A 22,675-nucleotide genomic window follows, 5' to 3' on the forward strand; every position below is an offset into this window, starting at 1 on the left:
TTGTTAGGTTGTTTAGTCTTATGAGATAGAGAAGTGATACTGTACTACGATACAGTCTTATCAAGGTACTCTAGACTATCAAGGGACTGAAATCACAGTAGATTTCTTTAATCTTGGTAGAACCGCACTTTTGGCTTTATCGCTTGACCAAAAGAGTGCTTGGGTTTGGGATAATGATGCTAGAGCTTGGGAAGAGCTGGGTGCTGAATATATAAAACCAGTTGTTGATGCTGTTCGAACAGCAAACAAATTATTGCCAGCAGACCTTCTTAAACTACCAATTAAAGCTTCGGAGTAATATTGATGAAAACTGTATTTAAATCCATATTAGCTGCCGCTTCGATCACATTGATGGCTTCTTCAGCACAAGCTGCTACCACACTGGAACAGCTTCTTGATGAGGTTAAAAATAGTCGTGTATCAGAAGCGCGTATCAATAAAAAGCGCGAAAATGAATTTCAATCTGCTCGTGCCGATAAACAAGCTTTATTAAGAAAGGCACAATCTGAACTCAAATCTGAAGAGTCTCGTGGTGATAGATTACAAAAACAATTCGCTGATAATGAGGTAAGTTTAGCTGACAAAGAGGTCGAGTTAACGACCGCTACAGGTACGTTAGGTGAAATGTTTGGTGTTGTTCGTCAAGCTTCAGCTGAGGCTTACGGACAAATTTCTACCTCAATAGTAAGTGCTGAGTTCCCAGGTCGTGGCGCGTTTTTAAAGCGCATGTCTGAAGAAGCTAAGGGCCTACCGAACATTAAAGAGTTAGAAGATCTTTGGTTCGCATTACAAACAGAAATGACAGAATCTGGGCAAGTTTCGCGTTTCACCGCCGAAGTTGTTAATTTAGACGGTGGTTCTCAGCAACAAGAAGTAGTTCGTGTCGGCACGTTTAACTTACTTGGTGAGCAAGGCTATTTAGTCTACGATGACCAAAATGAAATGGTACAGCCTTTAGGACGTCAACCAGATAGTTTCCAAACTACAACAGCACAGGCACTTCACACTGCGACCTCAGGTCTTATTCCTTTTTACGCGGATCCATCAAGAGGTGGAATTCTTAGCTTGTTGAAAGAGAAAGCGACCATGATGGAGCGTTATCATGCAGGTGGAACTGTCGGTTACACCATCACTGTGATGTTATTTATTGGTCTAATAATCGGATTATATAAACTTGTAACCCTCACGTTAGTGGGCGCTAAAATGAAAGCACAACTTAAAAACGTGTCTAATCCATCAAGTAGCAACCCACTAGGTCGTATATTGCAAGTTTATACCGAAAATAAAACTGCCGATGCCGAAAGTCTAGAGTTGAAGTTAGACGAAGCTATTTTAAAAGAACTACCTAGAATTGAAAGTGGTATTAATATCATAAAAATCTTTGCAGCTATCGCTCCTTTATTAGGTTTGTTAGGTACTGTTATCGGTATGATTGCTACCTTTCAACAAATCACATTGTTTGGAACTGGTGACCCTAAACTGATGGCTGGAAGTATTTCAATGGCATTGGTTACGACGGCACTAGGTATTATTGCGGCATTACCATTACTACTAACGCACAGCATCGTTGCTGGACGCAGTAAATCTATTGTGCACATTCTTGATGAACAGACTGCGGGTATTATAGCCACGCATGCTGAGACGGAGAAAGCTTAATATGTTATTTCTGATAGAACAATGGGAGTCTGTCAGGGATTTTATTGCTGCAGGCGGTGACGTACTTTATGTTGTCGCCCTAGCGCTCTTTCTTATGTGGGCATTTATGATAGAGCGCTTTTGGTATTTATCTTCAGTTTATCCAAAGTTGAGAGACAAGATTATCTCCGACTGGGATGCACGCGAAGATACTACCTCATGGTATGCGCATAGAATCCGTGACACATGGATTTCACAAGCTTCAGATGGTTTAGGTACAAGAATGTTGTTGATAAAAACACTTGTAGCTATGTGCCCTCTAATTGGTCTGTTGGGAACAGTCACTGGTATGATCGGTGTGTTCGAGACCATGGCGAGTCAGGGTACAAGTAACCCTCGTCTAATGGCTGCAGGGATTTCTATGGCAACTATTCCTACAATGGCTGGAATGGTAGCTGCTTTATCTGGTGTTTTCTTTAGTTCTCGTCTTGAAGCTAAAGTTAAAATGGCTAGAGAAAAGTTAGTAGATGCCTTGCCCCATCATTAAAGAGAGGATCTTATGGGTCGTAAAGTTCGAGTAGAAGAAGATGCAGCAATTGATATGACGCCTATGCTAGATATAGTGTTCATAATGTTGATCTTCTTCATTGTGACTACTGTTTTTGTGAAAGAAGCAGGTGTTAACGTTAATAAACCTAATGGGTCACTAGCTGTAAAGCCAAAAAATGCAAATATTTTCATCGCAGTAACCGAAGATGGAAAGATTTGGATGGATAAACGTGAGATTGATGTGGACAGCGTCCGTTCCAATTTAGAACGTTTAATGGCTGAGCAGCCGTCTGATGTAATAATTATTCAAGCTGACAAAGAAGCCGAACATGGGATCGTTGTTGAAGTGATGGATCAAATTAAATCGGCTGGTATTGATCGTATCTCAATTGCAACGGCAGGTAGCTAATATGGGTCGATTTATAGTTTCTATATTGTTAGGTGGGGTTATAGCCTTTGCACTTTTTATTGTGATGGCAGAATTAATTTCTAACTCAGGAAGACCACCTGAAAAAGGTGGTGAAACAGTAGTTATTGATATCGTTATGGCAACACCTGACGATGCAACACAATTAAGAAAAAGGGTACCACCACCACCACCACCGCCACCCAAACAGCCTCCTAAAATTCAACCAGTAGAACCTGATGTTGCTCAAGTTGATACCAACGGTTTAGGCTTTAGTATGCCTAGTGTTGATGTCGGCGGCGCTTCAATTAGTATTGGTAGTGTGGGTGCAATGCGTGACGGTGATGCTACACCTATTGTAAGAATCGAACCTAAATACCCTGTTCAGGCTGCTCGAGATGGTAAAGAGGGATGGGTTAAACTATCTTTTACTATCAACGAAGTCGGTGGCGTTGAAGACGTTACGGTTCTAGATGCAGATCCGAAACGTGTTTTCGATCGTGAAGCAAGACGTGCGTTGGGTAAATGGAAATACAAGCCTAAAATAGAAGATGGTAAACCGATGAAACAATTCGGTCTAACAGTGCAACTAGACTTTAAGTTGGATCAATCATAATGAATAAACATCTAAAACATTTATATGTGGTTTCAGTGATTTCTGTTGCCGCCATATTACCGGTGAGTGCTTTTGCACAGGCTTCATTGCCTATTGCATGTCCAGATTACAAGCGTGGGCCAACTAACATACCAGGTCAAAAAGTAGGTAAAAAGGTGGGTAAAGCCTTAGAAGCTTATAATGCTGATTTGATTGATGAAGCTTTGGAAATTTTGTATGAAATCGACACTTCAAATAAATTTGACAGAGCCTTTACAGATAGATTTATTGGTAACTTGCTGGCTACACAAAATGGTAAAGCTAAAAAATCTATTGAGTACTTGCAAAGAGCGGTTGCTCCTAATGAGTTAAATGATTCTGAGCAGGTCGGTACTATAAAGCTCATTGCTGATTTAAGTCTTCAGGAAGAGCAATACGATAGTGCGATCAAGTCATATCAACAATGGTTGGATTTGACTTGCAAAGAAGACTTTGACGTCTACTTTAGAATGGCTAATGCATATTATCAAACACAAAGATTTGCTGAAATTATTGCGCCCATCAATAAGGCGATTGCCTTAGCAGAAAAGCCTAACAAAACTGCTTATGCCCTTAAAATGACATCTTATTACAATCGAAAAATGTATAAAGAAACAATTGAGGTACAGGAAGAAACAGTTAGGATTTTTCCAGATGATAAGGCTCAGTGGACACAGCTAGGTTTCTTTTATATGCTCGTTGAAGATCATAAAAAAGCCCTTTCTACGTTTGAAATTGCTTACAGGCAAGGTTTCTTGACAAAAGCTGCGGAGATAAAAGCTCTCAGTCAGCTTTATTCGATGAATAATATACCTGTTAAGTCTGCACAAATACTTGAAAAGCATGTTAAGTCTGGTTTAGTCAAAAAAGATGAAAGGATGTTAACTAGTATTGCATCATCATTTCAGCAGGCCAGAGAGTTTAGCGAATCAGCAGATTACTATGGACAATCCGCTAAGATGGCTTCAGATCCTGATTTATATCAAAAACAGGGCATGGTGTATTATGCATTGGAAAGATATAGCGACGCTCTCATTGCTCTTCAAAAAGCTTTAGATGGAGGCTCTGATAAAAAGGGCGCTATTCATCTAGCCATGATGCAAGCAAACTTTGATAATGGAGATTTCAGAGCTGCTTTCAAACACGTGAAGGAAGCAAAAAAAGACAAGTCCACAGCAAGAAATGCTAGGAGTTGGGAACCTTATATTAAGGAAAAAGCCAAAAACCGAAACATTAAACTTTAGTTTTAAAGCTCCCGTTGGGAGCTTTTTTATTACTATAATTTAGATTTTTTCTGAGTACAATTAACAATCCCCTAATAAATACTCAACCAATACTCAACCAATACTCGAATAATCAATGCAATATTTCATCTCAGTTTTTATCAGCGCGTTCCTAGTTTTTCAAATTCAACCTATCATTTCAAAAGTGTTACTACCTTTGTTTGGAGGTGGTGCTAGCGTATGGACCACTTGTATGCTGTTCTTCCAATTCTTTTTGTTGGTAGGTTACTTATATTCTTATGTATTGACCAAGATAATGAGGGTGAGAAACCAGATTGTTGTGCATCTATCATGCTTGATATTTAGCTTGTTTTTGTTACCTATCGACATTGCTGACATTCAGAACATACCGATCAGTGGACAACCTACTTGGGCCGTATTAAAGGTATTATTTTTTAGCTTAGGATTTCCTTATTTAATATTGTCAGCTAACACGCCATTGTTACAACACTGGTTTTCCAGCGAAACTAACGGTGCAAATCCTTACAGGTTATATGCGATTTCAAATGTTGGTTCATTCTTAGCTCTTATTAGCTATCCAGTAGTTATAGAACCATTCTTGTCTTTAGAATTGCAAGTTAAGTTATGGTCTAGCATTTATTGGTTGTTCTTTATTTTTATTGGTTGGATTTTCTTTACAGTTGTTAAGCAAAATAATAAATATAACCCTAGTGTCTCTGAGAACATTAGTAGCCCAACGTTAAGCTATTTTAGACTTATATTGTGGTTTATGTTGTCTGGCCTAGGTGTGATTTTGTTAGTGTCAACTACTAATGCACTGACTCAAAATGTACCCCCGGTTCCTTTTCTCTGGTTAGCTCCTTTATCAATTTATTTGGTAACCTATGTCTTGGCATTTAGCAATCTCTCAATATATGTAAGAAGCATATGGTTGCCCTTTTTCATGTTGTTGTCATTTGTTGCATTATTAATCTATTTCATTGGTGGGCAATTTGACATCTTGACTCAATTATTAATTTACCTGTTGATTCTATTCTGCGGTTGTATGATTTGTCACGGTGAGTTGAACTCGCTTAAACCACAGCAAGGCAATACAACCTTATTTTATTTGATTTTATCTGCAGGGGGAGTATGTGGTAGCTTTCTCGTATCCTTTACCGCTAAAAGCCTGTTTGATGAATTCTTGGAATTCCCATTAGCAATTTTTGGTGTGCTCGTTCTTACTACAGTTTCATTATGGTGGAGTAAAAAAGATAAGCGTATTGATATCGACTTTAGCCAAGCTGATGCCATTGCCAACAAACATCTTTCGATACTCGCTTTGGGCAGTGCATGTGTAGGGGGAGTTTGGTTATTGTCCTTTGTTAGTCTCAATAATCAGTATAAACAGTACGATATTGCTAAAGCACGAAACTTTTACGGCATACTGACGGTTAAGGATATAACGCAGGGGGAAATTAACGAGAGAAGGCTCGTTGATGGCACTACCTCACATGGCAGCCAATATCTGCCACTATCTAATACAGCTATACCCACAAGTTATTATCGTCCCGGTACAGGTGTACAGCTGGTGATTGAAGAGCTTTCGAGCGATAGTCACAATCAATTACACGTTGGTATAATTGGCCTAGGTGTAGGCGCATTAGCCGCTTATGGACAAGCTGGAGATCACTATACTTTTTATGAGTTAAACCCGTTAGTTTCCACCTTTGCTAACCGATATTTTACTTATCTGAGGGATACTAAAGCTAAAGTGGACATTAAGTTAGGGGATGCGCGTGTTACTTTACAAAAAGAATTGGAGCTAGGACAAAAAAATGAATTTGATTTACTTATCATTGATGCTTTTTCAGGGGATCTGATCCCTACTCATTTGATGACTTATGAAGCGTTTTTACTATATCAGCAACATATCAATACACATGGTACTTTAGCTTTGCATATTTCTAATCGACATCTGTCTCTACTACCTGTCATTTTGCAGCATAGTAAAAGCCTAAACATGCAGATTATGTTATTCGATACACCTGGTGATGGTAAAGAACATGATACACAATGGGTTATTATGACAAATAATAAACGATTGACGCAATCAGTACAGTTATTATATCAACAAACTTCGCTCGACAAGGGTATACACCCAGAAGTTTTATGGACGGATGACTATTCTAGTTTACTACCTATTTTGAAGGTCTTAAATTAAACGCTAATTATTAGTTTGTAAAATTTCTTTAAAACTTTTTTTTATGATTTCTTCGATGTGTTTTTTGCCACTAAGGTTAAAGTTTGAGCAAACATATTTATCTGTCACGTTTTGCAAAAGAGTAGCGACTAAAAAATCTTGTTGCTGTGCTGTTAATATTAATAGGCGCTGAGGATTAACTATCAAATATTCTTTTAACAGACGTTTACAGGTCGAATAAGCCCGTTTTCCCATAGCAAATTGCCAAAGTATTTCCATATCTTCATAAATATTTATATCTGTGTTTGGTTGAAGCAGTAGAATTTGTATAAGAGTATCTGCTGATACGTATTGAAAATTTTTGTCCATCTGATAATGCATTTCTAAGTGAAACTTTTTGAGAATAGAAACACTTATCTGAGTTGCTTCAACCGTTAAAGGTTTAATACAGATACCACTGTGCTCACCACTTGAAACTTCAGGTTTTGCGCTTAGTTTGGCCAGTGAAAATTGGTTATGTTGCCAAAACCTTAGAATGTCACCGTTGCAACCAAAAGATGCAGTTAGAAACTTTATATTTTGAAGTTCCGCTTGCTGTTCTACGTAATTGATTAATTGGTTACCCAATCCCTTGCGCTGGTGCTCTGGATGAATTGCAATTCTGCTAATACGCCACTGTTGAGCCAACAAAAAGGGAAATTTATTATAGGATGATGTTATGTTTTGGGCAACTAAATGGCCCTTTACACGCCTTGAACAATTAGCAACACTATCAGCAAGTTCATTGAAAGGTTCTCCTCCTTCTTTGACTATTTGAACCACACCTAGCAAATTATTGCCTGCGGTTAGTATAAAACATTCTATCTCAGGAGCATCTAATAAACGTTGTAAATCATCTTGACTGGTTTGGTAATGGGCATCGATCAACAACTTGAATAAAGATGCGAGCAATTCTTTGTCTTTAAGTAACTGTGTTTTCGATATATGTTGACAATTAATTTCTTGATTGATTAGATCATTGTTTTCAACATTTTGACGCTCATTATGAAACATGGCTTTGAACCAGAATTGTTCTAAGGTATCCCTTTTATACCAGCGTATCGGTTGAAGCATTTGGATCCTTTTGAAACCAGGCTTTAGCGACGATAGTTGTTTGATAAAACGCATTTCAAAGCCACGTCCACTGCCTTCATATCCATGTACTGTCGAGCTGAACACAATTCTAGGGAATTTATTAGCGAGTTTTATCAATACATGGATAGGTAGAGAAGCCGCTTCATCTACAAGTACAATATTAATATTTTCTTCGCTTTTGAGTAACTCATCCACTGGCTTAAAACAGAGTGTGTTTCCCTGATAACTGAGTTCGTTTTTAGTGCGATTTGATGTCGTCAACATACGCTGAGCATGTCTAAAAATCTGTTCTGTGTTGTCAATGTGAAGGGCTGTTACCATAATCGTTTTTGTGCCCTGAGTCATCAATTTAGCGGCTGCCAATCCTAAAGCCGATGATTTTCCTCTGCCTCTGTCCGCGGTTATAACTAAAGGCCTATTTCTGCGACCTTGGGCTACCTTATGAATGCCTTCTATGGCAGATTCTTGTTCGTAATATTGTTCTTTTTTTAAATTATCTTTAACAAAAAAAATCTCGCCAGAAAATTTATCTGCAGATAAGATCGCCACACTTTTATCTTTATAAAAGGTAGATATTAAGTATTGAATAAAAAAACTTTCGACTGGTTTATGTAAATAACCATAAGAAATGCGATTGATTTGTTCTGGGTCAGCATAATTCGGCCAATCTTTGAATTCAGGGCACAGGATCACCATCAAACCATTAGCTCTTATTGCGCCACTTAATGCCATGGCCGCGTTAGCCCTAAACCCACTAAAACAGTTCAATACTATCGAGTCAAATTCGTTGCCTAATTGAGAACGGTAGTTTTTTATAGTTATGTTTGCAAATTTTTCCTGTGCGTTTCCAACCCATAAAATATTATGTTTGTCATTATTACCTAGTAAGTTAACTGCAGCTTTTATTACCCATTTTTCATTACCTGTTATGACCAATAACTGTCTGTGACATGCTCTTGACTGTCGTTCTTCAAACCAATGAAGCAGGTGCTCGGGAAATTTCACAACAAATTCTAATTAAAATAATTAAACATTGTTGGCTAGTGTATGCAAACTTATACAAAAATACGATTGTTGAATAACAATTGTATTCATCTCAATACAAATCAAAAATACAATTGTCTTATTTATCGTGAAACAATTAGACGCGGTAGTGATCTGATACATATAGTTTAAAAGGAAATAAAAGTTGGTAAGGAAAGTTTTTTTATTGTTGGTCATAAACATGTCGTTATCTTGCATCACCTTAGCTGCCAATACAGATAACTACATTGTTTTAGAAGAGCATGACTTACCAGACGTGTTAAAGGAAACGTCTGGTTTATATTGCCCGCAAGTCGGTTCAGCCTTTACTGTTAATGACTCTGGAAACAAACCTATTATCTATAATATTGACCATACAGGGCAAATTATTACTGAAAAAACAGTAGAAACTAAAAATAAAGATTGGGAGGCATTGACTGGAGATAGCCAGAATTTTTATGTAGGCGATATAGGTAATAACGGCGGTAAAAGGAAGTTCGTTCAAATTCATGCAGTATCTAAGTTGGATAGTAGTGTCGAGTCTTCAGTTACGACGACTGAACTATATTATGTCAACAACTCGGTTAAAAAAAATAAGTATCTAAAACATGATTTTGATGCCGAAACATTGATTAATATCGATGACAGCTTATTTTTATTTTCTAAGAGCTGGAACACCGGCATTTTATTTATCTATCAGATAAATAAGATCGTACCTAAGCAGTTTGTTAAACATATCGGCATGATAGAAGGTTTGCCTGGTATTGTTACTGGAGGTGATTTTGATAATAAAAATAATCGATTTATTTTGGTCGGTTATGATTTGAAAAGGCTAGGTAGTCTTTATCCTTTCATTGCTATTGTTAATAAAGATTTGACTCTAAATAATTTTTTTGAACTTGCAGACTATGGTCAAGTAGAGGCGATTTGCGTCACTCCTAGTGGTGAAGTGTGGTTTACTCAAGAAAGTTCCTTTTTTTCCAATCACAAATTAGTCAAACTGAAAGTTACAGAATAGAGATTATTTTACGCTTATAAATTCCTATTTATTTATTGCTAAGCTTTGTTTGCCTGTTAGTATACTTCGGTTTGATATGAGTCGATTAGATTTTTACTGAACAACCAAGGGGAGCCATCTGGCTGAGATTTGAGTAAACACTCATAACCCTTATACCTGATCCGGATAATGCCGGCGTAGGAATGGTCAGACTTTACCTCCCATTTACCTGCCGTACAGCCGGATCTTTTCAAACCGTTATGAAGAGATCCCTCAATGAAATTTAATAAAAAGCCACTGACTAGTCTAATAAGCCTATGTTTAATCAACACTTGTGTTTATGCTCAAAATACCGAACAGGCACTTTCTGAACAATCTGATATGGAAACGATCATTGTTCAAGGTGCCCTAACTGCAACACCCCTGTCTGAAATGGCTACCAGCATTTCCATTATAGACGAGAGAGCAATACAACAACGTCAAGCCCAACACCTTGAAGATATATTAAATCGCGCAGCAAATGTGAACTTTTCCAGCGGTGCTAGCCGTGGACGTTTTTTGCAGATACGGGGTATTGGTGAACGCAGTCAGTTTACTGACCCAATCAATCCCTCCGTTGGTTATTTGGTTGACGGCATCAATTACTCTGGATTGCTCGCCGGGGCGAGTACGTTTGATATTGAACAAGTCGAAATATTTAAAGGACCCAATAGTGCACGTTTTGGTGCAGATGGTCTTGCTGGCATGATCAATGTGTTGAGCAAAGATGCTACAGAGCAAACCAGTATTGATGCTCAGTTTGGTGTTGCTAACTATGGTAGTTGGCAAATAGGGGCTGCAGTAGGCGGTGGTCTTAGTGACAGCGTTGATTACCGCCTATCAGTTCATCAAAATACCAGTGACGGGTTTGTTGAAAATACTTGGTTGGGACGTGACGACACTAATGGCGTGGATGAGTCAACTGCGCGAGCTAAACTTAATTGGCAAGTAACTGACGACTTATCTATCAACACCGTTATTCATCTGATTGATGTAGACAATGGATATGATGCTTTTTCACTCAATAGAGATAGAACAACCTTATCTGATGAGCCTGGCTTTGATAAACAACAGAGTGAGGCAATTGGTCTTACTATAGATTATCAAGGCTTAGATTGGGCTAATGTTCAACTTCAAAGCAGTTTTATGCAAGCCGATTTAGCTTATGGTTATGATGAGGATTGGAGTTTCGTAGGCATAGCGCCAGGCTGGGAATATTCATCTACTGATTACTACTTTCGGGAGCGCGAAGACAATACAGTTCAAGCAAAACTATCCAGTAAAAGTGATAAAGCTAATTCTTGGGTAGTCGGTTTTTATTTTGCAGACAAAACAGAAGACTTAACTCGAGAATATACGTATTTGCCAGCACCGTTTGAAAGCCAGGTGGATCGGCTAGACAGTGCTTTATTTGGTCAGTATAAATATATGTTATCAGATGAAAAATGGGTTACTGCAAGTTTACGTTTAGCCTCACAAACACTCGATTATGTTGATTCCAATTTGATCGATGAAGATATTGACCATAGTGATTGGGGAGCTGAAATTAGTTATCACCAAAAAGCGGGTGACAACAGTATGTTATACCTAAGTTTATTGCGCAGTTATAAAATGGGCGGGGTAAACGGACAAGCACTCGGTAAAATCGACGATGAAGATATTGCTGAGTTCAGACAAGACTTGCTTGATAATGCTATTTTCGATGCTGAATCTTTAATCGGTATCGAATTTGGTATAAAAGGTGCTAATCAAGATGGAAGTTTAGTATTAGATATTTCTGCTTTCTATCAAAAACGTGACGACGTGCAATATAAAAATTCTATTGTGAATGAGCAATCTTTTGTGGATTTTTACAACAATGCTACAGATGGAAAAAACTATGGTATTGAAGTCAGCTTAAATTACATGCTGTTCGATAATGTTGATACTTTTGCTAATCTCGGTTATTTAAAGACTGAAATTAGCGGCATCACCCTTAAAAATGGTAGTAATATTGATAAGCGAGAGCAAGCTCATGCACCTACCTACCATATCAACGCTGGTCTAAATTGGCGTGTTTCAAATAATATTAACTGGTTAATGGAGTTTGATGCCAAAGATGAGTTCTTTTATTCGTTTAGTCACGATCAACAATCACAGAGTATATTCATCGCTCATACAAGCCTTGATTACCAGATGGAAAACTGGAACGTTAGTTTGTATGCCCGTAACTTGTTTGATGAACAATACGCCAACCGTGGCTTTTATTTTGGTAACGATCCAAGAGATGAATATGAAACTCATTTGTATGAACAATTTGGTGAGCCACGTCGTGTAGGGATCAATTTTAAATATCAATACTAAATAATGTAAATCAAGCTGGAAATGACCACTCTTTCCAGCTTTTATCATAAGAGACCAAAATGAAAATAGTTGCTGAAATATCAATGTATCCGCTCAAAGAACAATACATTCAACCTATTCAAGAGTTCATAGACCGTTTAAATACCTATAAAAGTGTAAAGGTTATGACGACTGCTACCAGCACAACGGTCAGTGGTGAATATCTTCCTACCATGCAAATGTTAGGCGAAGAAATGCAACGTAGTCATGAAAAAATAGGGCAGGCAATATTTGTCTGCAAATTTTTAAATGGTGATAAGATGAGTACTGATATTTAATGGAAAATCTTTTAATACAGCTAGCTGCAACATCGTTTTTGGAAGGCATTGCGGTTGTATTGGCTGTTGTTTACGTTTGGCTGGCTGCTAGGCAAAACATTTGGTGTTGGCCGTGTGCATTGGTGAGTACCGGTATTTATACGTGGCTTTTTTGGAATGTATCTTTACCCTTCCATACAGGACTTAATTTCTATTATTTAATTATGGCCGTTTATGGCTTGATGAAGTGGCGTGAAAGTCAGGCCGATACCTTGCTTGTGCAAAGTTGGCCTTTATCTCGGCATATAATTTGTATCATCGTGCTGACAATTGGGTCCGTAACGTTAAGTTATTTTGCAAGCTCAATGTTAGATGCGGATCATATATATTTAGATGCATTTATTACGGTTTTTAGTGTTTACACAACAATACTTGTGGCCCATAAAGTACGAGAGAATTGGCTGTATTGGATTGTCATTAACATATTTGCATCTTATCTTTATTTCGCTAAAGATTTGACTTTAACGGGCATATTATTTTTATGTTACACAGGCTTTGCAGTTTATGGGTTTATTCAATGGCGGATAGAACCAGCTAATGTAGAAGGTCAGACTAAGCCCTTATGAGTGATTTAAAGCTTATGATGGAAGACGAATTAAAAGGTTTGGAGTTTATTCAGCCTGGCTTTCTTCTTAAGACTTTAAAGGGAGGTGCCGTTAATAGCAGTTATTACCTTCAAACATCCAAGAATAGCTACTTTGTTAAAACCTTTGATTCAGATAAAGTTGCACTATTGGATAGAAAAAATCTCTTTGATATTCAATTAGAACTGGCGTTTAAAGGGCTTGCAGTAAAGCCAGTCTATCTGTCAAAAACGTGTAATTTTCAAATTGACCAATGGCTTGATATACCAACTCTAGACCATGTGGATGTACCAAGCTTAACCACTACCAGAGGTCTAGCATCTGCATTATCAACACTGCATAAGACTCAAATTGAGGCTCCAAAGTTAGATTTACCCTGTCAGTGGAAACATTATTTAGGCGTGACTAATACGTCAGTTTCTTTATTAGAACAGCAAACTCTTGAGCGTTATGCTGCCATATGGCACCAAGCCTGTGCAACTAAAGCGGTATTTTGTCACAATGATTTAGCTTTATCTCATGTTACACATTCCCAGCCCAGTATAATTTTTGATTGGGAATACTGCTCATTATCTTGCCCATATTTTGATTTGGCTTCATGTGTGGCAATTAATGGATTAGGTGCAGCAGACGAAGCTAGTTTATATGCATTTTATGCGCAGTTTAGTGAACAACGTTTATCAGAAGTAATAAAAAAAGTATTTGTTATGAAACCCTTAGTTGAACTAACCAATAAGCTTTGGTATCGAGCTTTTTTTCAGTCAAGATAAGCGTAAAAAATAATTTCAACTATTTTAAATAGCTTTAAATAGCTTTAAATAGCGTATTTACAGATAACTCGGTCGTTTCAGGATGAGGTGGCTTGTTGCGTTTGATTGAATATGGATTATTGATTGAGTTGTTTACTATCACTTCTGCTTTTTAATGGCACCTCTGCTTTTTTAAAATTGTTACATTTGCAAACAATCGTTTTGCTCAAAAAATCTCGACTTACCCATTTACACTTTTTCCTAACATCTTATTTTGAAAATGTTTGGGCATATAGCTTATTAAATGTGCAGTTGTTTATAAGATGCACATAGTAAAAGCAAAATCACTTTACCTTTCGCTTTCCGTGAGTATAATTCAGCCCTTCAGCAGGGGTGTAGTTCCAATTGGTAGAACAGCGGTCTCCAAAACCGATGGTTGGGGGTTCGAATCCCTCCACCCCTGCCATTTTATTGGCAAAAATGTCCCATTTTTAGGTGACGACATAACTAGCAAGAGAGTTAGGGTTTAGTATGAGTGAGAATACAGAAAACAGTTCCAACCCATTCGACATGTTGAAATGGTTAGTTATATTTGGTTTGTTGGGGAGCGTAGTTGCTGCTAACCATTTTTTTCCAGAACTATCCGTTCTGTACATTGCTCTAATTGCTGTCGCTGCTGTAGGAATTTCAGGTTTTATAGCTTCTACAACATTCAAAGGTAGTACCTTTATTACGTTCGCAAAAGAGTCAAGAACTGAAGTGCGCAAGGTTGTATGGCCTACTCGCCAAGAGACAACAACGACTACTATGATTGTATTAGCCGCAACTGTTGTCATGGCACTAATTTTGTGGGGACTAGACGGGATTATTGTTGAGATTGTCTCATTTATAACGGGGTTAGGAATTTAAGTAATGTCTGATAAAAAATGGTACGTGGTTCAAGCTTTCTCTGGGTATGAAGGCCGTGTTCAAAAAACTTTGCTAGAACATATTAGAATGAACGAAATGGAAGATTATTTCGGTGAAATTTTAGTACCTACCGAAGAAGTTGTTGAGATGCGCGCAGGACAACAAAGAAAAAGTGAGCGTAAATTTTTTCCAGGTTACGTACTAGTCCAGATGGATATGAATGAAGACTCATGGCATTTGGTGAAAAGTGTCCCTCGAGTTTTAGGCTTTATCGGAGGTACTTCAGACCGCCCATCGCCTATTACCAAAAAAGAAGCAGATGCAATACTGAATCGTCTTGAAGAAGGCGTTGATAAGCCAAAACCAAAAACATTGTTCGAACCAGGCGAAGTGGTGCGTGTCACCGATGGTCCTTTTGCGGATTTCAATGGAGTAGTCGAAGAAGTCGATTACGAAAAAAGTCGCTTGAAAGTATCAGTACTCATCTTTGGCCGTTCAACACCGGTAGAACTGGAGTTTGGCCAAGTAGAGAAAGGCTAGTTTAAATGTCACAGCCAATAAAAAAGGATGCTATTAGCATCCTTTTTTATTGGCTGTGACTAACAAGAAATATGTTTGGGTATATGTGAATTCATAACCCAGTAATATAAGAAATTAATTATAATCCCATTTTAAATTGAAATCGAATGGACATGTTAAGATAAGGATAGTTTTGTACTGCGGTTTTTTGCAACGTGATAATTTATAGCTGATTGTTTAAAGCAACAGAAGACAGCAGGGTTTTTATTTAAAGACTGATGTTTGATAAATCAAGATATACATTTCAGCCTTTTGAAGTAGTAATATTTAAATTTTTCTGAAATACGCTGCTTGTTTGCTAATTTCTGCCTTGATTTTCTCAAATTAACTAATAGCGCACAAAATTCAGGATTGTCAACAATAAGACTTGTGCCGAGGTGATAGTTCATCTATACTTCGCGACCCATTTTATTAGAACGGGAAGCCGACTGAGTAAGCATTCTCTGTGTTTACAAGGCGTTATACCCAAATTAGAGAGTATTATCATGGCGAAGAAAGTCACTGGCTTAATTAAGCTTCAGGTTGCAGCAGGTGCTGCAAACCCTAGTCCTCCGGTTGGCCCAGCACTAGGCCAACATGGTGTAAACATCATGGAATTCTGTAAAGCGTTCAACGCAAAAACAGAAGCACTTGAAAAAGGCGCTCCAGTACCAGTAGAGATCACTGTGTACGAAGACCGTTCTTTTACATTCATAACAAAAACTCCTCCTGCTTCTTTCTTACTTAAGAAGGCTGCTGGAATAAAAAATGGTTCTGGTCGTCCAAACACTGAAAAAGTGGGTAAAGTGACGCGTGCGCAATTAGAAGAAATTGCACATACAAAAGAACCAGATTTGACTGCATCAGGTTTAGAAGCAGCAGTAAACACCATCGCTGGCTCTGCACGCAGCATGGGCTTAGTGATAGAGGGGTAAGACATGGCTAAATTAACAAAACGCGCTCGCTTAGTAAAAGAAAAAGTTGATGCGACAAAAGAATACGGATTTAATGAAGCCGTTGCTTTATTAAAAGAATTAGCCACTGCTAAATTTGCAGAAAGTGTTGACGTAGCCGTTAACCTTGGCATAGATGCGCGTAAATCTGACCAGAATGTACGCGGTGCTACTGTGCTGCCAAATGGTACGGGTAAAGATGTTCGTGTTGCAGTGTTCACCCAAGGTGCAAACGTTGAAGCTGCTAAAGCAGCTGGTGCTGACATTGTTGGTATGGAAGATTTAGCTGAGTTAGTTAAAAAAGGCGAAATGAACTTTGACGTCGTTGTTGCTTCACCAGATGCAATGCGTGTTGTTGGTCAGTTAGGACAGATATTAGGTCCTCGCGGTCTTATGCCTAACCCTAAAACTGGTACAGTTACGCCAGATGTTGCCACAGCAGTAAGAAATGCTAAAGCTGGTCAAGTACGTTATCGCAATGACAAAAATGGTATTATCCACGCAAGCATTGGTAAAATAGCTTTTGAAGCAAACCATATTCAAGAAAACTTAGCAGCATTGTTAGAAGCGCTTAATAAAGCTAAGCCTTCTTCAGCTAAAGGCATTTTCATTCAGAAAATTAGCCTTAGTACAACAATGGGTGCAGGTGTTTCTGTAGATCAAGCTAGCTTAGGTTAGTAGGGTCTTAGCAGGTAAGTATTATCTTACTTGTTTCTCTGTAAAGGTTATGGGTTGGAGTTTGAGTCTAGCTATTTGTAAAAATAGTTAGACGAAAGACTCCCGTCCTAGACCGCAGGCGTAAGTTGGCGAGTGAAGTAAGAGAGCATCCGCCTAGATAGTGTCAGTAATGTCACATGTCGCAAACAACTTGCTTAAAAAGTCAGCCTGCGCAGACGGTGGTATCGACTCAGACTCTCTGGGATTAACGAACACCGTAGAGCGGTGAATTTATTTAAGTTAGTCCTTAAGTAATGACATCAATCTGTGAATCCTGAAACGGATATTTTTAATAAAAATGATGTTTCAGACTTTAAGAGGTGAACTCAGTGGCATTAGGCTTAGCAGCAAAAAAAGAGATCGTAATAGAAATAAACGATGTTGCGTCTCGAGCTCTATCTGTTGCCGTTGCTGAATACCGTGGTATGGAAGTAGCAGAATTAACTGATCTTCGTGTTAAAGCACGTGAGCAAGGTGTTTACTTACGAGTAATTCGTAACACTTTAGCGAAACGTGGTTTAGCTGATAGTAAGTTTTCTGATATGGATAGTGCTTTAACTGGTCCGTTAATCTATGGGTTTTCCATAGATGCCCCTGGCAGTGCTGCTCGTCTTTTCAAAGACTTTGCAAAAACTAACGGCAAGTTAAACGTAACTGCACTTTCTATTGGTAGTGGTTTATTGGGTCCAGAAAAATTGGACGCAGTTGCATCACTACCTACCCGCGACGAAGCGTTGGCAAGATTACTTGCTACCTTCAAAGCACCTGTCGAGAAATTCGTGCGTACTATCAACGAAGTTCCAGGCAAGTTTGTGCGTGTATTGGCAGCGATCAAAGACGAAAAATAATTTTCGACTTTGGCATTATAAATTTTTAACATTAAACCCAGGAGTTTAGAGAAATGGCTCTAACTAAAGATGATATATTAAACGCTATTGCTGAAATGCCAGTAATGGAACTTGTTGAACTGATCGAAGCGGCTGAAGAAAAATTCAACGTTTCTGCTGCTGCAGCTGTAGCTGTAGCCGGTCCTGCAGCAGCTGCTGAAGTTGTTGAAGAGCAAACTGAATTTGATGTCTTTATGACCTCTTTCGGCCCGAACAAAGTATCAGTTATTAAAGCAGTACGTTCTGCTACAGGTCTTGGACTTAAAGAAGCTAAAACTCTGGTTGAAGCTGCTCCAACATCTGTCAAAGAAGGTATTTCTAAAGCAGATGCTGAAGAACTTAAGAAGACGCTTGAAGAAGCTGGCGCTGAAGTTGAGCTTAAATAATAATCTGTTTAATCACAGATTGTTAGCCTGAAATGGCATAGGCTGGTGGCTTTTTAGTCACCAGCCTTTTTGCGCTGTAGGATTTACTATTTTCGTCCTTTGATATTAGTCCTAGTAATGAAGTGCAAATTGTAGGTAAAACTAAATAAAACCAATAAGTTAAGTAAGCCTCTTAATGACTTTGGTAAACGTTTTTCTACAACCTTAAAGGATAGCGGAGGTTTGCTTAACTTTATGTCTCTATAGACATCTAGATAAGCAAGTTGGGTCAAAAATCGGCAGGCTGAGGAACCCATGGTTTACTCTTATAGCGAAAAGAAACGTATCCGTAAGGATTTTGGCAAACGTCCACAGGTATTGGAAATACCGTATCTACTTTCAATCCAATTAGATTCTTTTAAAAAGTTTATTGATCTTGATGTAGATGGTCAACATGGACTGGAAGCAGCATTTCGATCAGTTTTCCCAATTAAAAGTTATTCTGGTAACGCTGAGTTGCAGTATGTAAGTTACCGATTAGGTGCCCCAGTATTTGATGTGAAAGAATGTCAAATTCGTGGTGTTACTTTTTCTGCACCTCTACGTGTGAAATTGCGTTTAGTGTTGTTCGATAGAGAAGCAGCACCAGGCACGGTAAAAGACATTAAAGAGCAAGAAGTCTACATGGGTGAAATTCCACTCATGACTGATAACGGTACATTCGTTATCAATGGTACTGAGCGTGTCATAGTGTCGCAATTACACCGTTCACCAGGCGTGTTCTTCGACCACGACAAAGGGAAAACTCACTCATCAGGTAAAGTGTTATATAACGCTCGCGTTATTCCTTACCGTGGTTCGTGGTTAGACTTTGAATTTGACCCTAAAGATAATTTATTTGTACGAATAGATAGACGTCGTAAGTTACCGGCCACTATTATGTTACGTGCATTAGAAATGCCTACCGAAGAGATACTTGCGTTGTTCTTTGAAACAAACCAAGTACGTATCGACGGTGAAAAGTATTTATCTGATATTGTGCCAGACAGACTTCGTGGTGAAACCGCGCAGTTCGATATTTTAGATAATAAAGGCAAAGTTGTTGTTGAGACGGGCCGTCGTATTTCGGCACGTCATACACGCGCACTAGAAAAAGCAAAAATAACAGAACTTGAAGTTCCTGCTGAGTATTTAGTTGGTCGTGTTTTTGCTCGTGATTACATAAATAAAGAAACAGGTGAAGTTATTGTCAGTGCAAATGACCTGTTAACTTTAGAAAACATAGCTGAAATGACTGAAGCGGGTATCAAAGCATTCGATACGCTTTACATCAATGAGCTTGATCATGGTGCCTATATTTCGGATACCTTACGCATTGATGGTTCAACTAATAAGCTAGAAGCTTTGGTTGAGATTTATCGCATGATGCGCCCTGGTGAGCCACCAACGAAAGATGCGGCTGAAACTTTGTTTAATAACTTGTTCTTCTCAGAAGACCGTTATGACTTATCTGCAGTTGGACGAATGAAGTTCAATCGTCGTTTGGGTCGTGATGTATCGACTGGGAAAGGCGTGCTAGATAAAGCTGACATCGTTGCTGTAATGAAACAGCTGATCACTATCCGTGATGGTAAAGACGAGGTTGATGATATCGACCATTTGGGTAACAGACGTATTCGTTCTGTTGGCGAAATGGCTGAAAATCAATTCCGTGTTGGTCTTGTTCGTGTAGAACGTGCTGTTAAAGAACGTTTAAGCTTAGGTGACCTTGACGCAATTATGCCTCAGGATCTCATTAACGCTAAACCTATTTCTGCTGCGGTCAAAGAGTTCTTTGGTTCAAGCCAATTGTCACAGTTTATGGATCAGAACAATCCATTGTCTGAAGTGACACACAAACGTCGTATTTCTGCATTAGGGCCGGGTGGTTTGACTCGTGAACGTGCTGGTTTTGAAGTACGTGATGTGCATCCGACTCACTATGGTCGAGTATGCCCAATCGAAACGCCTGAAGGTCCTAACATTGGCCTGATCAACTCTCTTGCTAGTTATGCTCGTACTAACGATTACGGTTTCTTAGAAACCCCATATCGTAAAATAGTAGACGGAGTTGTGACTGATGAAATTGACTATCTATCTGCCATAGAAGAAGGTCAATATGCGATTGCACAAGCAAACGTAGTACTCGATGAAAAAGGTAAGTTGACTGAAGATTTGATCCCTTGTCGTTTTCGTGGTGAAACCACGTTAATGTCGGTATCTGAAATCACTTATATGGATGTGTCACCTCAACAGATTGTGTCTGTTGCTGCCAGTATTATTCCTTTTCTAGAGCATGATGATGCTAACCGAGCACTAATGGGTGCCAACATGCAACGTCAAGCTGTTCCAACATTGATTGCCGAAAAGCCGTTAGTCGGAACTGGTATGGAAAAGATTGTTGCTGTGGATTCAGGTGTGACAATTATCGCTAAGCGCGGCGGTTCAGTATCTTTTGTTGATGCAAGCCGAATTGTTGTAAAGGTTAATGAAGCTGAAATGACTGCTGGTGAAGCAGGAATTGATATTTATAACCTAACAAAATATACCCGTTCAAACCAAAATACATGTATTAACCAAAGGCCTACTTGTAACGCTGGCGAACCAGTAGTTGCAGGTGACGTATTAGCCGATGGTCCGTCTACCGATATGGGTGAACTGGCACTAGGTCAAAACATGCGAATCGCATTTATGCCTTGGAACGGTTACAACTTCGAAGACTCAATCTTAATTTCTGAACGTGTAGCGATGGAAGACAGATTTACTTCTATACATATTCAAGAATTAAGTTGTATTGCTCGTGATACCAAGCTAGGTCCAGAAGAAATTAGTTCTGATATTCCAAACGTTGGTGAGTCTGCGCTAGGGAAACTGGATGAGTCTGGTGTGGTTTATATTGGTGCTGAAGTTAAAGGCGGCGATATTCTGGTAGGTAAGGTGACTCCGAAAGGTGAAACCCAGCTAACGCCAGAAGAGAAACTTCTACGAGCAATTTTCGGTGAAAAAGCTTCTGACGTTAAAGATACTTCATTACGAGTGCCTAACAGCGTTCATGGAACAGTTATCGACGTTCAGGTCTTCACCCGTGATGGTGTTGAGAAAGACAAGCGCGCACGTGAAATTGAAGATATGCAATTACGCGAAGTGAAAAAAGACTTATCTGACGAATTCAATATATTAGCTGATGGCATTTTTGCCCGTGCAGGTAATTTATTGCTTAAGTCGGGTGTTGCTCAGGAAAAACTTGACAACATGCCTCGTGACAAGTGGTTTGACTTAACGCTCGACGATGAAGATGCACAATCTGAGCTTGACCAAATTGCTGACCAGCATGTCGAGATTAAGTCTGACTTCGATACTAAGTTTGAAATTAAACGTCGCAAAATCACTCAAGGTGATGATTTAGCACCTGGTGTGCTTAAAATTGTTAAGGTTTACCTTGCAGTTAAACGTCATATTCAACCTGGTGATAAAATGGCGGGTCGTCATGGTAACAAAGGTGTTATATCGACTATCAAGCCTGTTGAAGACATGCCTTATGATGCAGATGGTACGCCGGTCGACATCGTGTTGAACCCATTGGGCGTTCCATCGCGTATGAACATTGGTCAGGTACTTGAAACTCACCTAGGTATGGCTGCTAGTGGCATCGGTGTGAAAATCGACCGTATGCTTAAAGAGCACGAAGACATGGCTAAGCTGCGTAGTTTCTTACAAGAAGTATACAGCGCTGGCAAATCGCATCAGGAAGTCGATTTAAGTACTTTCAGTGATGATGAAGTCACACGTTTAGCCGGTAACCTTCGTAAAGGCGTACCTATGGGAACACCTGTCTTTGACGGTGCAACTGAAGCTGAAATCAAACATATGCTGACTTTGGCAGATATCCCAGAAAGCGGACAAATCACTTTGTTCGACGGTCGCACTGGTCGCGCATTTGAGCGTCCTGTTACTGTGGGTTATATGTATATGCTGAAACTGAACCACTTGGTAGACGATAAAATGCATGCTCGTTCTACTGGTTCATACAGTTTGGTTACACAGCAACCGTTGGGTGGTAAAGCGCAGTTTGGTGGTCAACGTTTCGGAGAGATGGAAGTATGGGCACTTGAAGCTTATGGTGCCGCCTACACCTTGCAAGAAATGTTAACTGTTAAGTCCGATGACGTTAATGGTCGTACCAAAATGTATAAAAACATTGTGGATGGCGATCACCGTATGGAACCTGGTATGCCAGAATCTTTCAACGTACTGTTGAAAGAAATTCGTTCACTAGGTATCAACATCGAACTAGAAGAACGATAAGCTGCTCATTGAGCTTTTAGACATGATGGTGTAGCACCCGTGCTACACCTTTGCAATTGACTCCGCT

Annotated in this window: 19 protein-coding genes, 1 tRNA gene, 1 pseudogene and 1 riboswitch; of the genes and pseudogenes, 20 read left to right on the plus strand and 1 reads right to left on the minus strand. The window is 39.0% G+C overall.

Features of this window, described 5'->3' with window-relative positions; genetic code table 11:
- Positions 1-7: 7 nt before the first annotated feature.
- From QZ562_RS07895 to QZ562_RS07925, 7 genes and pseudogenes are all read left to right on the plus strand, one after another.
- A pseudogene (locus QZ562_RS07895) lies at positions 8-298 on the plus strand (DUF3450 family protein); the annotation flags it as partial.
- 5 nt (positions 299-303) lie between these two features.
- Positions 304-1,656, plus strand: coding sequence for a MotA/TolQ/ExbB proton channel family protein (locus tag QZ562_RS07900; protein ID WP_293758975.1), 1,353 nt, complete (start codon positions 304-306; stop codon positions 1,654-1,656).
- Between the two features lies 1 nt (position 1,657).
- Positions 1,658-2,182, plus strand: a complete 525-nt coding sequence (locus tag QZ562_RS07905; RefSeq protein WP_293758977.1) for a MotA/TolQ/ExbB proton channel family protein — start codon at positions 1,658-1,660, stop codon at positions 2,180-2,182.
- Between the two features lie 12 nt (positions 2,183-2,194).
- The gene (locus QZ562_RS07910; RefSeq protein ID WP_293758978.1) at positions 2,195-2,593 is read left to right on the plus strand and encodes a biopolymer transporter ExbD; all 399 of its coding nucleotides are present in this window, start codon (positions 2,195-2,197) and stop codon (positions 2,591-2,593) included.
- A gap of 1 nt (position 2,594) precedes the next feature.
- A complete protein-coding gene (locus tag QZ562_RS07915) occupies positions 2,595-3,206 on the plus strand; it encodes an energy transducer TonB (protein ID WP_293758980.1) in 612 nt (203 codons plus the stop codon).
- Positions 3,206-4,468 carry a hypothetical protein gene (locus QZ562_RS07920; RefSeq protein WP_293758981.1) on the plus strand — a complete coding sequence of 421 codons (1,263 nt, stop codon included), beginning with the start codon at positions 3,206-3,208 and terminating at the stop codon, positions 4,466-4,468. Before QZ562_RS07915 ends, QZ562_RS07920 begins: the two co-directional genes overlap by 1 nt.
- 115 nt (positions 4,469-4,583) lie before the next feature.
- Complete coding sequence (locus QZ562_RS07925) at positions 4,584-6,671, plus strand: hypothetical protein (RefSeq protein ID WP_293758982.1); 2,088 nt, start codon at positions 4,584-4,586, stop codon at positions 6,669-6,671.
- A gap of 3 nt (positions 6,672-6,674) precedes the next feature.
- Here the strand turns inward: QZ562_RS07925 and QZ562_RS07930 are convergent, their stop codons facing one another.
- A complete protein-coding gene (locus QZ562_RS07930; RefSeq protein ID WP_293758983.1) occupies positions 6,675-8,789 on the minus strand; it encodes a GNAT family N-acetyltransferase in 2,115 nt (704 codons plus the stop codon).
- Between the two features lie 220 nt (positions 8,790-9,009).
- On the opposite strand from QZ562_RS07930, the gene QZ562_RS07935 reads away from it, so the two are divergent.
- The 13 genes from QZ562_RS07935 (at position 9,010) to rpoB (ending at position 22,608) form a co-directional block, all read left to right on the plus strand.
- Positions 9,010-9,825 carry a hypothetical protein gene (locus tag QZ562_RS07935; RefSeq protein ID WP_293758984.1) on the plus strand — a complete coding sequence of 272 codons (816 nt, stop codon included), beginning with the start codon at positions 9,010-9,012 and terminating at the stop codon, positions 9,823-9,825.
- Between the two features lie 97 nt (positions 9,826-9,922).
- A riboswitch (TPP riboswitch) is annotated at positions 9,923-10,025 on the plus strand.
- Positions 10,026-10,080: 55 nt separating this feature from the next.
- Complete coding sequence (locus QZ562_RS07940; RefSeq protein ID WP_293758985.1) at positions 10,081-12,186, plus strand: TonB-dependent receptor plug domain-containing protein; 2,106 nt, start codon at positions 10,081-10,083, stop codon at positions 12,184-12,186.
- 59 nt (positions 12,187-12,245) lie between these two features.
- Positions 12,246-12,503, plus strand: a complete 258-nt coding sequence (locus QZ562_RS07945; RefSeq protein ID WP_293758987.1) for a hypothetical protein — start codon at positions 12,246-12,248, stop codon at positions 12,501-12,503.
- Complete coding sequence (gene pnuC, locus QZ562_RS07950) at positions 12,503-13,108, plus strand: nicotinamide riboside transporter PnuC (RefSeq protein ID WP_293758989.1); 606 nt, start codon at positions 12,503-12,505, stop codon at positions 13,106-13,108. The genes QZ562_RS07945 and pnuC overlap by 1 nt, the downstream gene beginning before the upstream one ends.
- Complete coding sequence (locus tag QZ562_RS07955; protein ID WP_293758991.1) at positions 13,105-13,896, plus strand: phosphotransferase; 792 nt, start codon at positions 13,105-13,107, stop codon at positions 13,894-13,896. Before pnuC ends, QZ562_RS07955 begins: the two co-directional genes overlap by 4 nt.
- 368 nt (positions 13,897-14,264) lie before the next feature.
- Positions 14,265-14,341, plus strand: a tRNA-Trp gene (locus tag QZ562_RS07960).
- Positions 14,342-14,406: 65 nt separating this feature from the next.
- Entirely contained in the window at positions 14,407-14,784 is a 378-nt protein-coding gene (secE, locus tag QZ562_RS07965) for a preprotein translocase subunit SecE (RefSeq protein WP_293758993.1), read from the plus strand.
- A gap of 3 nt (positions 14,785-14,787) precedes the next feature.
- Entirely contained in the window at positions 14,788-15,324 is a 537-nt protein-coding gene (gene nusG / locus QZ562_RS07970) for a transcription termination/antitermination protein NusG (RefSeq protein WP_293758994.1), read from the plus strand.
- 524 nt (positions 15,325-15,848) lie between these two features.
- The gene (gene rplK, locus QZ562_RS07975; RefSeq protein WP_293758995.1) at positions 15,849-16,277 is read left to right on the plus strand and encodes a 50S ribosomal protein L11; all 429 of its coding nucleotides are present in this window, start codon (positions 15,849-15,851) and stop codon (positions 16,275-16,277) included.
- 3 nt (positions 16,278-16,280) lie between these two features.
- Positions 16,281-16,973 carry a 50S ribosomal protein L1 gene (gene rplA / locus QZ562_RS07980; protein WP_293758997.1) on the plus strand — a complete coding sequence of 231 codons (693 nt, stop codon included), beginning with the start codon at positions 16,281-16,283 and terminating at the stop codon, positions 16,971-16,973.
- A gap of 368 nt (positions 16,974-17,341) precedes the next feature.
- Positions 17,342-17,860: a 50S ribosomal protein L10 gene (rplJ, locus tag QZ562_RS07985; protein ID WP_293758999.1), complete on the plus strand. Its 519-nt coding sequence runs from the start codon at positions 17,342-17,344 to the stop codon at positions 17,858-17,860.
- Positions 17,861-17,913: 53 nt separating this feature from the next.
- Positions 17,914-18,285: a 50S ribosomal protein L7/L12 gene (gene rplL, locus QZ562_RS07990; RefSeq protein ID WP_293759000.1), complete on the plus strand. Its 372-nt coding sequence runs from the start codon at positions 17,914-17,916 to the stop codon at positions 18,283-18,285.
- A gap of 294 nt (positions 18,286-18,579) precedes the next feature.
- Positions 18,580-22,608, plus strand: a complete 4,029-nt coding sequence (rpoB, locus tag QZ562_RS07995) for a DNA-directed RNA polymerase subunit beta (protein ID WP_293759002.1) — start codon at positions 18,580-18,582, stop codon at positions 22,606-22,608.
- The last annotated feature ends 67 nt before the right edge of the window (positions 22,609-22,675 follow it).

Source organism: uncultured Paraglaciecola sp. (assembly GCF_913058035.1).
In the GTDB taxonomy this organism is placed as follows: Bacteria; Pseudomonadota; Gammaproteobacteria; order Enterobacterales; family Alteromonadaceae; genus Paraglaciecola.

Excerpts from the sequence above, each read along its gene's own strand:
- QZ562_RS07900 (WP_293758975.1), top strand. The coding sequence starts at position 304 with ATGAAAACTGTATTTAAATCCATATTAGCTGCCGCTTCGATCACATTG.
- QZ562_RS07905 (WP_293758977.1), top strand. The coding sequence starts at position 1,658 with ATGTTATTTCTGATAGAACAATGGGAGTCTGTCAGGGATTTTATTGCT.
- QZ562_RS07910 (WP_293758978.1), top strand. The coding sequence starts at position 2,195 with ATGGGTCGTAAAGTTCGAGTAGAAGAAGATGCAGCAATTGATATGACG.
- QZ562_RS07915 (WP_293758980.1), top strand. The coding sequence starts at position 2,595 with ATGGGTCGATTTATAGTTTCTATATTGTTAGGTGGGGTTATAGCCTTT.
- QZ562_RS07920 (WP_293758981.1), top strand. The coding sequence starts at position 3,206 with ATGAATAAACATCTAAAACATTTATATGTGGTTTCAGTGATTTCTGTT.
- QZ562_RS07925 (WP_293758982.1), top strand. The coding sequence starts at position 4,584 with ATGCAATATTTCATCTCAGTTTTTATCAGCGCGTTCCTAGTTTTTCAA.
- QZ562_RS07935 (WP_293758984.1), top strand. The coding sequence starts at position 9,010 with ATGTCGTTATCTTGCATCACCTTAGCTGCCAATACAGATAACTACATT.
- QZ562_RS07940 (WP_293758985.1), top strand. The coding sequence starts at position 10,081 with ATGAAATTTAATAAAAAGCCACTGACTAGTCTAATAAGCCTATGTTTA.
- QZ562_RS07945 (WP_293758987.1), top strand. The coding sequence starts at position 12,246 with ATGAAAATAGTTGCTGAAATATCAATGTATCCGCTCAAAGAACAATAC.
- pnuC (WP_293758989.1), top strand. The coding sequence starts at position 12,503 with ATGGAAAATCTTTTAATACAGCTAGCTGCAACATCGTTTTTGGAAGGC.
- QZ562_RS07955 (WP_293758991.1), top strand. The coding sequence starts at position 13,105 with ATGAGTGATTTAAAGCTTATGATGGAAGACGAATTAAAAGGTTTGGAG.
- secE (WP_293758993.1), top strand. The coding sequence starts at position 14,407 with ATGAGTGAGAATACAGAAAACAGTTCCAACCCATTCGACATGTTGAAA.
- nusG (WP_293758994.1), top strand. The coding sequence starts at position 14,788 with ATGTCTGATAAAAAATGGTACGTGGTTCAAGCTTTCTCTGGGTATGAA.
- rplK (WP_293758995.1), top strand. The coding sequence starts at position 15,849 with ATGGCGAAGAAAGTCACTGGCTTAATTAAGCTTCAGGTTGCAGCAGGT.
- rplA (WP_293758997.1), top strand. The coding sequence starts at position 16,281 with ATGGCTAAATTAACAAAACGCGCTCGCTTAGTAAAAGAAAAAGTTGAT.
- rplL (WP_293759000.1), top strand. The coding sequence starts at position 17,914 with ATGGCTCTAACTAAAGATGATATATTAAACGCTATTGCTGAAATGCCA.
- rpoB (WP_293759002.1), top strand. The coding sequence starts at position 18,580 with ATGGTTTACTCTTATAGCGAAAAGAAACGTATCCGTAAGGATTTTGGC.